This is a genomic window from Rhodococcus sp. NPDC054953, from assembly GCF_053609225.1.
This window is the reverse complement of record NZ_JBSGXD010000003.1, coordinates 196,720-210,655: the sequence shown is the minus strand read 5'-3', so window position 1 is coordinate 210,655 and position 13,936 is coordinate 196,720. Positions and strand designations below refer to the sequence as shown.

At 70.5% G+C, this 13,936-nt stretch carries 13 protein-coding genes and 1 tRNA gene; 5 read left to right on the top strand and 9 right to left on the bottom strand.

The features are described 5' to 3' along the window. The first annotated feature begins 18 nt into the window (after positions 1-18). Positions 19-92: transfer RNA gene (locus ACWF62_RS03990), tRNA-Pro, on the top strand. A gap of 62 nt (positions 93-154) precedes the next feature. On the opposite strand, the gene ACWF62_RS03985 is transcribed toward ACWF62_RS03990, so the two are convergent. Continuing rightward, positions 155-955 (bottom strand): ABC transporter ATP-binding protein, encoded by an 801-nt coding sequence (locus ACWF62_RS03985; protein WP_378507753.1) that lies wholly within the window; start codon positions 953-955, stop codon positions 155-157. Between the two features lie 86 nt (positions 956-1,041). Further along, on the bottom strand, positions 1,042-1,419 hold the full coding sequence (locus ACWF62_RS03980) for a VOC family protein (protein ID WP_378507714.1): 378 nt from the start codon (positions 1,417-1,419) through the stop codon (positions 1,042-1,044). 99 nt (positions 1,420-1,518) lie between these two features. Between ACWF62_RS03980 and ACWF62_RS03975 the strand changes: the two genes are divergently transcribed. Both ACWF62_RS03975 and ACWF62_RS03970 read left to right on the top strand, forming a co-directional pair. Further along, the gene (locus ACWF62_RS03975) at positions 1,519-2,268 is read left to right on the top strand and encodes an HNH endonuclease family protein (protein WP_452629459.1); all 750 of its coding nucleotides are present in this window, start codon (positions 1,519-1,521) and stop codon (positions 2,266-2,268) included. 121 nt (positions 2,269-2,389) lie between these two features. After that, the gene (locus ACWF62_RS03970; RefSeq protein WP_452629458.1) at positions 2,390-4,117 is read left to right on the top strand and encodes an Ig-like domain repeat protein; all 1,728 of its coding nucleotides are present in this window, start codon (positions 2,390-2,392) and stop codon (positions 4,115-4,117) included. Positions 4,118-4,192: 75 nt separating this feature from the next. Here ACWF62_RS03970 and ACWF62_RS03965 read toward each other — a convergent pair whose 3' ends face one another. From ACWF62_RS03965 to ACWF62_RS03955, 3 genes are all read right to left on the bottom strand, one after another. Continuing rightward, positions 4,193-4,714, bottom strand: coding sequence for a GyrI-like domain-containing protein (locus tag ACWF62_RS03965; protein ID WP_452629457.1), 522 nt, complete (start codon positions 4,712-4,714; stop codon positions 4,193-4,195). A 224-nt stretch (positions 4,715-4,938) separates the two neighbouring features. Beyond that, positions 4,939-5,367, bottom strand: coding sequence for a Fur family transcriptional regulator (locus ACWF62_RS03960; RefSeq protein ID WP_378507710.1), 429 nt, complete (start codon positions 5,365-5,367; stop codon positions 4,939-4,941). A 99-nt stretch (positions 5,368-5,466) separates the two neighbouring features. Beyond that, positions 5,467-6,930, bottom strand: coding sequence for a catalase (locus ACWF62_RS03955; RefSeq protein WP_378507709.1), 1,464 nt, complete (start codon positions 6,928-6,930; stop codon positions 5,467-5,469). Between the two features lie 466 nt (positions 6,931-7,396). On the opposite strand from ACWF62_RS03955, the gene ACWF62_RS03950 reads away from it, so the two are divergent. After that, complete coding sequence (locus tag ACWF62_RS03950) at positions 7,397-8,332, top strand: hypothetical protein (protein ID WP_378507752.1); 936 nt, start codon at positions 7,397-7,399, stop codon at positions 8,330-8,332. A 9-nt stretch (positions 8,333-8,341) separates the two neighbouring features. Continuing rightward, positions 8,342-8,725 (top strand): DUF309 domain-containing protein, encoded by a 384-nt coding sequence (locus ACWF62_RS03945; RefSeq protein WP_378507708.1) that lies wholly within the window; start codon positions 8,342-8,344, stop codon positions 8,723-8,725. Positions 8,726-8,732: 7 nt separating this feature from the next. On the opposite strand, the gene ACWF62_RS03940 is transcribed toward ACWF62_RS03945, so the two are convergent. The 4 genes from ACWF62_RS03940 to ACWF62_RS03925 form a co-directional block, all read right to left on the bottom strand. Further along, entirely contained in the window at positions 8,733-9,329 is a 597-nt protein-coding gene (locus ACWF62_RS03940) for a class F sortase (RefSeq protein ID WP_452629455.1), read from the bottom strand. Next, positions 9,310-11,148 carry a hypothetical protein gene (locus ACWF62_RS03935; protein ID WP_378507706.1) on the bottom strand — a complete coding sequence of 613 codons (1,839 nt, stop codon included), beginning with the start codon at positions 11,146-11,148 and terminating at the stop codon, positions 9,310-9,312. The genes ACWF62_RS03940 and ACWF62_RS03935 overlap by 20 nt, the downstream gene beginning before the upstream one ends. Positions 11,149-11,484: 336 nt before the next feature. Beyond that, positions 11,485-12,522: an aspartate-semialdehyde dehydrogenase gene (locus tag ACWF62_RS03930; protein ID WP_378507705.1), complete on the bottom strand. Its 1,038-nt coding sequence runs from the start codon at positions 12,520-12,522 to the stop codon at positions 11,485-11,487. A gap of 4 nt (positions 12,523-12,526) precedes the next feature. After that, positions 12,527-13,792, bottom strand: coding sequence for an aspartate kinase (locus ACWF62_RS03925; protein WP_378507704.1), 1,266 nt, complete (start codon positions 13,790-13,792; stop codon positions 12,527-12,529). Positions 13,793-13,936: the final 144 nt, after the last annotated feature.

Below are 13,936 nucleotides of genomic sequence, written 5' to 3'. Positions count from 1 at the left end.
ACGGGCGGTCGGTAAGACCGGGGTGTGGCGCAGCTTGGTAGCGCGCTTCGTTCGGGACGAAGAGGTCGTGGGTTCAAATCCCGCCACCCCGACGGTCATTCGAAAGCCTCCATCCGATTCATTCGGATGGAGGCTTTCGTCGTTGGCGGGCCGGTCAGGGAACGCGGGCGGCGCTCGTCGCGGACCAGCGGCCGTTGGTCCGCTCGACCCGGATCGGGTGCCCGAACGCCCGCGAGACGACGTCGGAGTCGAGGACCCGCCCCGCCGGACCCGACGCGACGACCCGGCCCTCGGCGAGGACGAGTGCGTGCGTGGTGGACGTGGGCAGTTCCTCGAGGTGGTGCGTCACGAGCACCGACGCCAGGGCCGGGCGTAGCACTCGCAGGTGCGCGAGGACGTCGAGCAGGATCTCCCGCGCCGCGACGTCGAGTCCGGTGGTCGGCTCGTCGAGCAGCAGCAGGTCCGGTTCGGTGACGAGGGCGCGGGCGATGAGGGCACGACCGCGCTCGCCCTGAGACAGGACGGCCCAGGGACTGGCTGCGCGGGCCCGCAGGCCGAGCGCGCCGATCAGGTCGTCGGTCCGGTCGGATTCGGGGGTGGACGGCGCCCACCGCCTCGGCAGGTCGGCCGATGCATGCAGGCCGGTGAGGACGACGTCCCGGACCGTGAGGTGCGGCTCGATCCGCGACCGCGGATCGACGTGCCCGATGTGGGTGCGCAGCGACCGCATGTCGACCCGGCCAAGCCGGTGCCCGAGGACGTGCACCGTCCCGCGAGTCGGATGTAGCCGGGCACCGCACAGCGCGAGCAGGGTGGACTTGCCTGCACCGTTGGGGCCGAGCAGCGCCCACTGCTCCCCCTCCCGCACCTCGACGTCGACTGCGCCGATCAGGGCCCGCCCCTGCCGGACCACGCTCGCACCTCGCACGGACAACACCACGCCCTCGGCATCCATCACCACGTCCACCTTCCAACTCCTCCGGTTGTCTGACAAGACGGTAGTCGCCGGGCTCCGCGGCGTTCACGAAGCCCCCGCGGAGGTCAGTCCTGATGGATCTGGACGAGATTGCCGCACGTGTCGTCGAAGACCGCGGACGCCCCGGACGGATCGACGGTCGGCTCTCCGGTGAAGCGGACGCCGAGCCCGATCAACCGCTCGTACTCGGCCCGCACATCGGGCACACCGAACACGATGGACGGCAACCCCAGCCCGTACACGCCCTCCCGGTAGGCGGTGGCGACCGGATTGTCGCTCGGCTCGAGGAGCAGCCCAACACCGTCCGGATCCTGCGGCGACTTCACGATGAACAGATTGTGGTCGGGCATCGCGAGCAGTTCCTCGAACCCGAGAGTCGTCGTGTAGAAGTCGAAGGCCGACGCCGGGTCGATGACGTGAATGCCGCACATCTTGATTCGCATGATGCCGAGGCTATCGGTGCCCGACCCGACCCGCAGGACTCCCGGACGCCCCTCGGCGCCAGCGGGATCGCCGGGGCCGTGTCGGTGCGCGCGAGCATAGTGGGGCCTCCGGACCGACCCGAGGAGCAGCCGATCACCGCCGTCTCGTCCCGACGCCGCCGCACCGTCCTGGTGTCGCTGTCGGCGTGCCTGACGCTGCTGCCCGGTGCCTGCTCCGCGCCTGCCGATCGGCCGCCGGGCGGTGCCGCGATCTCCGCGCCTGCCGCCTCTCCGGCGCACGCGCTGACTCTGCTGTCGAGGTTGCCGGTGCAGGGTCGCGCACCCGCCACCGGCTACGACCGGGAGGCATTCGGTCAGGCGTGGAGCGACGACGTGACGGTCGAGGGCGGACACAACGGCTGCGATACCCGCAACGATGTGCTGCGCCGCGATCTGACGGGGGTCGTCACCCGCGGGCGGAGCCGCGGCTGCAAGGTCACATCCGGGGTGCTGTTCGACGAATACACCGGCGAGACACAAGAATTCACATCCGGCTGGGATACCTCACCCCTGGTGCAGATCGACCATGTGGTGTCGCTGTCGAACGCCTGGCAGACGGGTGCGCGACAGCTCGACGAGGCGAGGAGGGCCGCCTTCGCGAACGACCCGCTGAACCTGCAGGCGGTCGGCGCCGAGGTGAATCGAGAGAAGGGGAACGGCGATGCGGCCAGCTGGCTCCCACCCCGAAAGGCCTACCGCTGCATGTACCTTGCCCGTCAGGTGGCGGTGAAGGCGCGGTACGCACTGTGGGTGACGCCTGCCGAGCACGAGGCCATGCGCCGGGAGCTGGTCGGCTGCGCACCGGGATAGCGCCTTCGGCCCGACGATTATCTCGAAACCGCAACGGACTCGCGGCCCCGCTGGCATGCTGCTGTGAATTTCGCCCAGCCCAGGCCCATCGGATCGCACCGACGGGGCACAAGGAGTCTCGATGTCCACACCGAGTGCACGGCGCATCGCCGTGCCGATCACCTCCGCCGCGGTCGTCGCGGGCATGGTGTTTACCGCGGCACCGGCAGGTGCCGCACCCACCACGACACCGTTCACCAACGCCTGCCAGGCCAGCGCAACCCTCACGGTGCACAAGACGGCAGCGACCTCGATGACCGTCGATGCGCCCGCCTCGGTGGACGTCGGGCAGACGTTCACCTATCGGATCCAGCCCGGCGGCTCGTCGTATCCGGACAGCGAGTCCGGCGCGACCACCACGAACATCTCGCGACTTAAGGTCGACTACGAGATCCCCGCGAACGCCACCTTCGTCAGCGCCGCCGTGGTCCCGGGCACCGGCGTGAACATCGACGGGGTCGCCCCGAGCGTGTTGCGAGTCAACACCTCCGGCGTCGCGGACGCCGCGGGCAGCATCCTGCGCCTGTCGGGCGACAACCAGGTCATCGCCAACGGCGCGAACAACAGCACCAACAGCGAGGGCGGGATCCGCGCGCCGAAGCTGAAGAAGGATCTCAACGGCAACGGCACCGGCGGCGACAGCTGGTTCCGGCTCCCCGCCGTCGACGTCACAGTCACCGCGAGCGGGGCGGGCACCATCACCCCGAAGGTCCGCACGGCCGGTAGCGCCGCGGCGTACAACAACAACGAGAACTACTACTCGTTCCTGCCGCGCGCGACGTTCTGGGGGAGCACACAGTGGGCTCCGACGCGGTGCACGCCGCGTGACGGACAGTCGGCGGGGCTCAATGCGGGTGCAGGGGCGCTGGCCACCATCACCGTCAACGACCCCGGCCCGGTGATCGTCGACTCGACCACCACGCTGACCGTCCCCGGGACCGCCAAGACCGGGGCCGCGGTGGACCTCACCGCAACGGTTACCCCCGCCGGGGCCGGCGGAACCGTCGAATTCAAGGACGGTGCAACGTCCCTCGGCACCGCCCCCGTCGACGCTGGCAGCGCAACCCTGCGCCACACCTTCACCGCCGATGGCACCCGGAGCATCACCGCCGTCTACTCCGGCGACGCCGGGCACAACGGGTCCACCTCGGCCGCACGCACCATCGAGGTGTCCACCGACCCGGTGATCGTCGACACCACCACCGCGGTGAACGTCCCCGCCACCGCCAAGACCGGCGCCGCGGTGACCCTGACCGCGTCCCTGACCCCGAACACGGCGACCGGGACCGTCGAATTCAAGGACGGTGCAACGCCTCTCGGTACCGCCCCGGTCGCGGCCGGCGTTGCGACGCTGACCCACACCTTCACCACCGACGGCGATCACACCATCACCGCCGTCTACTCCGGCGACGCCACCCACACCCCGTCGACCTCGGCCCCGGGCACCGTCGAGGTCTCGACCGACATCGTCGTCGTGGACTCCACCACCACCGTGGCCGTGCCCGCGACCGCCGCGGTGGGTGCCGCCGTCGACCTCAAGGCGATCGTGAGCCCGAACGCCGCCACCGGCACGGTCGAGTTCCGGGACGGCGCCGAGGTGATCGGCTCCGCACCGGTCGTCGACGGCGTTGCGACCCTGAGCCACACCTTCACCACCGACGGCGACCACACCATCACCGCCGTCTACTCCGGTGACAGCACCCACAACCCGTCGACCGCGGCCGCCGAGACGGTGCGCGTCTCCGGATCCGGGGAACCGGGCACCCCGGGCGGCGGGTTCGGCTCGCTGGAGAACCTCTTCAGCTCGTAGGCCCTCCCGATGACGAACGCCCCCACCGCGCGGTGGGGGCGTTCGTCGTCGGCGGGTACGGGCACGGAACCCGGTTCAGGACGCGGCAACCCGATCGGTCAGCGCGATCACGTCGGTCCGCATCGTCGCGGGGTCGACGTCGGGGGTCGGCTCCGTGACGTACACCTCGACCAACCCGCCCGCCCGCAGCGGCACCTCGGCGGCGTGCACCGCGGTCATGAGCCTCTCCCAGGCGGTCGCCAACGTGTCGTAGGGGCCAAGATGCGAGAACGCGGCCGCCGGGCCTGCGGGGACGACCCTGCCCGTGACGTCGCCCGCGGGCGTGCTGAGTGGGTCGGCGAGCGGCCGGGCGATCGGGAACCCGATCTCGATGTCGAAGACCTGCGACGGGTCGCCGTGGTAGATCGCAACCGCGGGACCGGTCGGGGTCACCGCCCCGCTGGCGATCAGCGCGCCGAGTGCCCGGAATCCGGCGTCGAACAGCGTCGGAAGATCGGTCACGGAGACGGCGTCGTGGCGGAGTACGGCGACCTGCGTCTCGTCGAGATCGAGCCAGGTGACGTCGGTGTGCGGCCGAGCGGGAACGAGGGGGGACATCTCGGGACCTCCTGGGTGGGCCGGGCAGGACGGTGAATGCCGGTGCCGGTCCAGGGTAGATCGGGGAGCCGACACGGCGGCGCCGCCCGATCCGCGGGGGCATGATGGTGTTGAGCACTACGAGGGGAGGCGGCCGTGGAGACCGTGTTGTTTTTCCTGTTCGCGTGCGTCGCATATTGGTGGTCGAACTGGTGACGCCGCCTCGATGATCGAGACCGTGTCGCTCAGGCCCGGCAGGACGGGCACACGCCCCAGAACACGACTTCGGCCTCGTCGATCGCAAAACCGTGCGCGTTCGAGGGCTCCAGGCAGGGCGCGTGTCCCACTGCGCAGTCCACGTCGACGACGGTTCCGCACGCCCGGCACACCAGGTGATGGTGGTTGTCGCCGGTGCGCGTCTCGAACAGTGCGGGTGAGCCCGCCGGCTCGATGCGACGAACGAGTCCGGCCTTCACGCAGGCCTTGAGGACGTCGTAGACGGCCTGGGTGGACACCGATCCGAGATCCGCGCGGACCTCGGCGGCGACACCATCCGCATCGGTGTGCGGCCGGGCGGCGACCGCGTTGAGAACGGCGACCCGTGGCGCGGTCACCCGGAGACCCGCCGAGCGCAGCAGGGCGCGCGGGTCTGCATGGGGGTCGGCGTCGCGCATGGCCCCAGTATCGGGTGCATTTCTGGAATAAGTCAAGAAAACCCTCCCCGCCGCGGGTAGCGGGGACCGCGGCGAACGGTCCCCGCTACCGGGGGTACATCAGGCGTCGAGGGCGGCGAGGGCCTTCGTGACACCCTCCCCGTACGCCGGATCGCACTTGGTGCAGTTGTCGATGTGCCGCTTGATGATCTGCGGGTCGACGCCGTGGATGTTGCGGGCGGTGTTGTCGAACAACGCCTGCTTCTGCTCGGCGTTCATCAGGTTGAACAGCGCCCGGGGCTGCGAGTAGTAGTCGTCGTCGTCCGCTCGGTAGTCGAACCGGTCGGCGACCGCGCCGACCGCCTGCGCGGGCTCGCGGTACTGCGACTGCTCCTGCCACTTGCCGTACGAGTTCGGCTCGTAGTGCAGCGAGCTGCCGTGGTTGCCGTCCACCCGCATGGCGCCGTCCCGGTGGAAGTTCGCCACCGGGCAGCGGGGCGCGTTGACCGGGATCTGGAAGTTGTTGACGCCCAGCCGGTATCGCTGTGCGTCACCGTAGGAGAACAGGCGACCCTGCAGCATCCGGTCCGGCGAGAAACTGATTCCGGGCACCACGTGTGCGGGGTTGAAGGCGGCCTGCTCGACCTCCGCGAAGTAGTTGTCGGGGTTGCGGTTGAGCTCCCACTCGCCGACCTCGATCAGGGGGTAGTCGCCCTTCGGCCATACCTTGGTCAGGTCGAACGGGTGGTACGGCACCTTCTCCGCGTCGGCCTCCGGCATGATCTGCACCATCAGCTTCCACTTCGGGAACTCGCCGCGCTCGATCGCCTCGTACAGGTCGCGCTGGTGACTCTCCCGGTCCTGGCCGACGAGCTCGGTCGCCTGGGCATCGGTCAAATTCTCGATGCCCTGCTGGCAGCGGTGATGGAACTTGACCCAGTACCGCTCGCCCGCGGCATTGATGAAACTGAAGGTGTGCGAACCGAATCCGTGCATCGTGCGGTAGGAGGCGGGGATACCGCGGTCGCTCATCACGATGGTGACCTGGTGCAGCGCCTCGGGAAGATTGGTCCAGAAGTCCCAGTTGTTGTTGGCGCTGCGCATGTTGGTGCGCGGGTCCCGCTTGACCGCGTGGTTGAGGTCCGGGAACTTGAGCGGGTCGCGGAAGAAGAACACCGGGGTGTTGTTGCCGACGAGGTCCCAGTTGCCCTCCTCGGTGTAGAACTTGACCGCGAAGCCGCGGATGTCCCGTTCGGCGTCGGCGGCGCCGCGCTCTCCCGCGACGGTCGAGAACCGCGCGAACAGCTCGGTCTTCTTGCCGACCTCGGAGAAGATCTTCGCCGAGGTGTACTGCGTGATGTCGTTCGTGACGGTGAAGGTGCCGAACGCGCCGGAGCCCTTCGCGTGCATGCGCCGCTCCGGGATGACCTCCCGGTCGAAGTGGGCGAGCTTCTCGAGGAACCAGACGTCCTGCAGCAGCTGCGGACCGCGGGGTCCGGCGGTGGCGACGTTCTGGTTGTCCGGTACCGGCGCGCCGACCGCGGTAGTCAGGGTGGTGTCGGTGGACTTCGGGTCTGTGCTCATGAAGTGATCCCTTCGCTGTTCTCCGCACTCTCGGCGCGGTGGTCGTTCTGCTCTGGACCTCGGTTGAACCCGGCGGTGACCTGCCGCGGGGGCTGAGGCCGCGGCGGGGTTGGGAACCCGATCACCTCCCCCACTGCAACACCTTTTCTGGAATTAGTCAAGAAAAGGCGGCGGCGGGTCCACCGACAGCTTCCCCCTCGCGGCCCCGGGCGCCGGGGAGGCGAGCGGCGTGTTGCGGGCGGACGCCCCCACCCGGACGGGGCCGACCTCATCCGGCGAGGGTGACGCCCGCGACCCGCTGGCTTCCTAGGATCGACGCCATGTCCACCGAGCGAATCAAGGTTGTCACCGCCATCGTCGTCGTCGCCCTGGTCCTGACCGCGGCCCCGATCCTCGTCGCCATCCTGTTCTGAATCGGCCCGGCCATCGAATCTCCGGGGAACGCGCAAGGGCGGCGGCCGCGATGATGAAATCCACGAAGCTCTCCGTCGCGTTGGCACGGGAAGCCCTCGAAGTCCAGAAGCAGTCGGCACAGGGATGGATGCGGCGCACCGCACCGGGCCGAACCGTCAGCCGGGTGATCAGGGGGCTGATCGACATCGAACTGGGTGATCGATCCATGACGCTCGCCGCGCAGGAGTTCACCTCGGTGCTGCCGGTGATCATCGCGATCGGCACGATCGGCAACCTCGGCGCCGTCTCGGAATCCCTGTCCGACCAGCTCGGCATCGACCCGGGCGCCCTGACCACGGTCACCCGAATCACGGCCGACACCGTCGAGTCGAGTCCCCCGACCTTCGCCGCGTTCGGCCTGATCGGCGTGCTCATGGTGCTGCTCAGCGGCACCTCCTTCGCGCGGGCACTCGGCCGGGTGTACGGGAGGGTCTGGGGGGTGCCGCCGCTGACGATCCGCGGGTGGTGGCGCTGGGTTGCCGTGCTGATCGCGGTCGCCAGCGCCATCGGCCTGCTCGGGTGGGTGCGCAACATCGACTCGGTCGACTGGATCGGGCCGCCGCTGGCGGTGGCCGGGTCCGCGACCGTCTGGTTCCTGCTCTGGTCCGCGGTCCCGTACCTGCTCACCGAGGGGAGGCTGGCCGGTCGGGTGCTGTGGGCGACGGCGGGCGCCTCGTCGGCGGGGCTGACCGTGTTGGGAATCGCGGGCGCGGTCTACCTGCCGCTCGCCTCCTCCTCGGCGTCCCAGAAGTTCGGCGAACTCGGCCTGGTGTTCACGGCGATCACCTGGCTGTTCATCCAGTCCGGGGTCGTTGTCGCGGCGACCGTGGTCGTGAAGGCCCTCGCCCTCGACGAGGGGGTCGTCGGCAGGTTGCTGCGCGGCCCGGAGCCCCCAGCCGCCGACGACGCCGCGCGCCGGTTCCTTCCCGACCCCGAGCGCACCGGCTAGCGTGCAGGCATGACCGACCTGCCTCCGAGGTTCGCTCCGGCTGCCACCGTCACCGAGGCGCAGCGCCTGCTCGACCACGGCGCCCCCGAGGAGGCGGCGACGCTGCTCGCCGGGGCCGCGGCGTCGGCGCCCGACGACGAACTCGAACTGTGGCAGGGTCTGGCGCTGCTGACCGAGGGACTCACGCAGGTGACGCGTCGCGACAACGACGCCGCGGCGAGGTCCTTGCGCCGCGGCGCCGATCTGCTCGGTGCGCACACCGCGAACCCGCCGCACGCCCTCGACGTCCCCGGCCTGATCGCGTGGGCGGAGCACCTGGTGACCGAGCTCGACGAGCCCGCGGCATCCGCCCGGCCGGACCGGCCCCCGGTCCCCCGCCTCCGGCTCCCCTGACCCGCGGTCAGCGTCCGACCAGTTGCGCGACCACGACGAAGTTGTCGTCGGTCGGCTCCCCGTCCCGGACGTCGCAGTTGGCCAGGATTAACCGGCCAGCCACCGGGGCGCGCAGCTCGTGCTCACCGAGCAGCGACCCCTTCGGCAGCGGCCCGACCGTCTCGACGGCGTACTCGAGCACACCCGACGGCGTGCGCAGCAGCACGCGGTCCCCCGGTTCGACCACGCGCAGTGCGCGAAACGGCGCCTCGCGGCGAGAGTAGTTGTGCCCCACCACGACCGCGGTCTGCGTCGACGCACTCCCCGGCATCCCGCTCTCGGCCCACCACACCGGACGCTCGTCGACCGGATCGAGTCGCTGCCCGTCCCGCCACAGCGGGTCGGGGTGCAGCGCGCTGCTCAGATAGGTCATCCCGGCCCCGCTGCGCAGCTCGATGTGGTTCGGTTCGGCGGGCGCGACGAACGGCGCCGGTGCGGCCGCGTCGATCTGCGGCCGTACCGGCGCGCGTTCGGGCGGGTCGATGCCCTGCCCCCCGCACGCGAGGAGCAGGCACGACAGCCCCACCGCGAGCAGGACGCCGAACCTACGCGGCGGTGTCGGCACCGCCGCCCTGCCGTCGACGCCAGGCGATCGCACCGGCGGCCCCCGCCGCACCCGCGAGGCCGAGACCGAGCACGATCGGCAGGGCGGAGCCGGACCCGTCCGCGGAGTCGCCGAGCGCGAGATCGACCGGAGGAAGTCCACCGCCGAGGGCCGTCGCCCCGGAGGCATCGGTGGTGAGGTAGTCGACGACCTCGAACGCGCCCGCGGTGTTGCGGAACCCGACGAGCTTGACGCCGGTCTTCTCGACGACGGCGATGTTGTCGCCGACCTGGGTGACCCCGGTACCGGGCGTGGTGGTGTCACCGATGACGACATCGGTGTCGCCGAGGTCGGTCCCCGCGGCGATGTCCTCGGCGGCCTGCTTCTTCAGGTCCTCGACTGCCTTCGTCGCGCTGTCCGACTCCGCCTGCGCCGCCTCGGCCGCCGTGGCGGCCTCGTCGGCCTTCGCCTTCGCCTCATCGGCCGCGGCCTGTGCCTGCTCGGCAGCCACGTACAGCTCCTGCGCCTTCGCGGCGGCGGCGTCGGCCGTGGTGGCCTTCTCCGCGGCGGCCTTGCTGGCGGCGTCGGCGGCGGCCCGCTTGTCGGTGGCGGTCTCGCCCGCGGCGGCCGCCTCCTGACCGGCTAGGTCCGCGGCAGCCCTCGCCTCGTCGGCGGCGTCCTGCGCGGCCTTTGCCTCGGCGGCGGCATCCTGCGCGGCCTTCGTCGCGGCGTCGGCGGTGGTGGTGGCGTCGGCGGCGGTCTGCTCCGCGGCCTTGGCCGCCTCTTCCGCTGCGGCGGCGGTCTTCTCGGCGGCGACGGCCTTCGTTCGAAGCAACTCGGCCTCGTGCTCCGCCTTGGCCGCTTCCCAGGCAGCGGCCATGGCCTTGCCGATCTTCCCCTTCTTCACCGCGGTCTCGGCTTCCTGCCACTTCGCGTCGGCCAGCTTCTTCTTCGTGTCCACGTCCGCCTGGGCAGCGGCGGCGGCGGACTTCTTCTGGTCCGCGTCCGCCCGCGCGGCGTCGGCAGCGGCCCGCTCCGCGGAGCCGTCGGGGGTGCCCTCCGCGGCCTTCGCCAGCTCGTCGGCGGTCTTCTTCGCCTCGTCGGCGGCGGCCTGGGCGTCCGCGGCCGCCTGCTCGGCCGTCGCCAGCGCGGCGTTCGCGTCGGTCGCCGCCCGCTCGGCCGTGACCGCTTCCTCCTCCGCGGCCGTCGCCTGCTCCTGCGCCCGGTTCGCCTCGACGGCGGCCTTCGTCGCCTCGACACTGGCCTTGGTCATCGCCTCGGTGGCCGCGGCGGCCTCCTTCGCGGCGACGGCCGAGGCGTCCCCCGACGTCGCGGCCTCGGCGGCGGCCTTCTTCGCTGCCTCGGCGGCGGCCTTCGCCTTGGCCTCTGCCTCGGCGATGGCGGCGTCGTCGACGGCCGTCCCAGCGCTCCCGGTCGCCCCGCCGGTGCTGCCGGTCCCCCCGCCGCTACCTACGCTGCCCGTTCCTGCCGAGCCCGCGGTCCCCGCGCCGCCCTGTTGCAGGTCCCCGCCCGACTGCTGCCCGCCGGACTGCTGATCACCGGACTGCGGCTGGTCGCCCGGCTGCGACTGATCGCCCGGCTGCGACTGATCGGCTGGCTGCGGCTGGTCGCCGGATCCAGACTCGTTCGTGGTCCCGGCGTCCCCCGCGGAGGCACCATCGGTGTTGCTGGTCTGTGTGGTCTGTTCTGGGCCGCTGCCCTCCACCGGCTCCTGCGCCCACCCCATGGCTGGCGCGCTCACCGCCACGCCGAGCGCCACCGTCGCGGCCGCCGCCACGGTCCGAATCCGGTGTGCCCCTGCCGTCGAACGACGTGTCATGTCCCCACCTTCCGGCCTTCCTGCTGAAGGCTGCGGTCCCCCCGACGGCGTGTGCGCCGGGCCGGTCATCGCCCTCATGCGAAAACCCCGGCAGCCGAACGACTCCGGGGCGGCATTGCCCCCGCCATGCATTTCGCATTGGACGAGCATTACGTCGGCAGTGGTCGCACAGGTGTTACTCAGGCAACACCTGTCACAGCCGAAGGACCACGTCATGGAGCTGGGATTCGATCGTTCGACGGACACCCGGAAACGCACGTTCCCCGATGCCGCGTCGGGTCACCTGAGGTGAGCCGACGCGGCATCGGGGAACGGAGTAGAGGCTGGCGTGTCGGACTAGCCGACGAGCAGCTCCGCGATCTGAATGGTGTTCAGCGCGGCACCCTTACGGAGATTGTCGCCGCACACGAACAGCGCGAGGCCGCGGCCTCCGGGGACACCCGGATCCTGACGGATGCGACCGACCAGCGACGGGTCCTTGCCCGCGGCGGCCAGCGGGGTCGGCACCTCCACCAGCTCGACGCCGGGCGCGTCGGCGAGCAGTTCCTTCGCCCGCTCCACCGACAGCGGGTTGCCGAACTCGGCGTTGATCGACAGCGAGTGCCCGGTCACCACCGGGACGCGGACGCAGGTGCCGCTGACCAGCAGATCCGGAACGCCGAGGATCTTGCGGGACTCGTTGCGCAGCTTCTGGTCCTCGTCGGTCTCGCCGCTGCCGTCCTCGACGAGCGCGCCTGCGAGCGGGATGACGTCGAAGGCGATCGGCGCGACGTACTTGTTCGGTGCAGGGAAATCGACGGAGGAACCGTCGTGGACGAGCTTCTCCGCGTTGTCGACGACCGCGCGGACCTGGCCGACGAGCTCCTCGACACCGGCAAGACCGCTGCCGGACACCGCCTGGTAGCTGGACACGATCATCCGCTGCAGGCCCGCCTCGTCGTGCAGCACCTTGAGCACCGGCATCGCGGCCATCGTGGTGCAGTTCGGGTTGGCGATGATGCCCTTTGGCGGGTTCTTCGCCTCCTCCGGGTTCACCTCGCTGACCACGAGCGGGACCTCGGGGTCCTTGCGCCACGCGGACGAGTTGTCGATGACGGTGGCGCCAGCGGCGGCGAACCGGGGGGCCTGCGCACGCGACAGCGTCGCACCGGCCGAGAACAGCGCGATGTCGATGCCCTTGAGGTCCTCGTCGGAAACCGCGGCGGCGTCCTCGACGACGATGTCCTTGCCGCGGAACGGCAGCGTGGTTCCCGCGGACCGGGCGGACGCGAAGAACCGCACCGTGTCGGCGGGGAAGTTGCGCTCCTCCAGGAGGGTGCGCATGACCGCGCCGACCTGTCCGGTGGCGCCGACGACAGCGATGGTCAGTGCCATGGGGTTACCGTCCCGTTCCTGCGTGGACGACGGCCTCTTCGTCGCCGCCCAGATCGAATGCCTTGTGGATCGCGCGCACCGCGTCGTCGAGGTCGCCCTCGTCGACGAGCACCGAGATCCGGATCTCCGAGGTCGAGATCAGATCGATGTTGATGCCCGCCTCCGCGAGCGCCTCGCAGAAGGTGGCGGTGACGCCGGGGTGGCTCTTCATGCCGGCACCGACGAGGGACACCTTGCCGATCGCCTCGTTGGACAGGATCTCGGAGAACCCGATCTCGCCCTGCAGCTCCGTCAGCTTCGCGACGGCGGCGGGCAGGTCGGTCTGCGGCAGCGTGAAGGTGATGTCGGTCTTGCCCGTGTCCACCTTCGAGATGTTCTGCAACACCATGTCGATGTTGATCTCGGTCTCCGCGACGGCGCGGAACACCTTGGCCGCGTACCCCGGAACGTCGGGCAGGCCGACGACGGTGACCTTGGCCTCCGAGCGGTCGTGTGCGACGCCGGTGAGGATGGCTTCTTCCACGGGAATGTCCTCCATCGATCCGGACACCATAGTGCCGGGCTTGGTGGTGTACGAGGAGCGGACGTGCACGGGCACGTTGTAGCGGCGGGCGTACTCGACGCAGCGCAGCATCAGGACCTTCGCCCCGCATGCCGCCATCTCCAGCATCTCCTCGAAGGAGACGGTGTCGAGCCGCTGCGCGTCGGACACGATCCGCGGGTCGGCGGTGTAGATGCCGTCGACGTCGGTGTAGATCTCGCAGACATCCGCCTTGAGCGCCGCGGCGAGGGCGACCGCGGTGGTGTCGGAGCCGCCGCGCCCGAGGGTGGTGACGTCCTTGCTGTCCTGGCTGACGCCCTGGAAGCCGGCGACCAGCACGATCGACCCGCGGTCGAGCGCGTCGCGAACGCGTCCCGGGGTGACGTCGATGATCTTCGCGTTGCCGTGCGCGCCGGTGGTGATGACGCCAGCCTGCGAGCCGGTGAACGACCGGGCCTCCTCGCCGAGGCCGTGAATAGCCATCGCGACGAGGGCGTTGGAAATCCGCTCACCCGACGTCAGGAGCATGTCCATCTCGCGGGCCGGGGGGGTGCCGCACACCTGCTGCGCAAGATCCAGCAGTTCGTCCGTGGTGTCACCCATCGCGGACACGACGACGACGACGTCGTTGCCCGCGCGTTTGGTCTCCACGATCCGTTCGGCGACACGTCGGATGCGTTCGGCGGATGCCACCGAGGATCCGCCGTACTTCTGGACGACGAGCGCCACGCCAATCAACCTCCGGGTTTGGGGTCCGTTGTAGGAAGTCCGATGGTCAAGCTTACCGACGGGGTCGGCGCCGCCCGCACCCAGCCGTGCCGCCGACGTCACGCCGCTGCGCGGGGGCCGTTTCCCCGCCACGATTAACCCGCT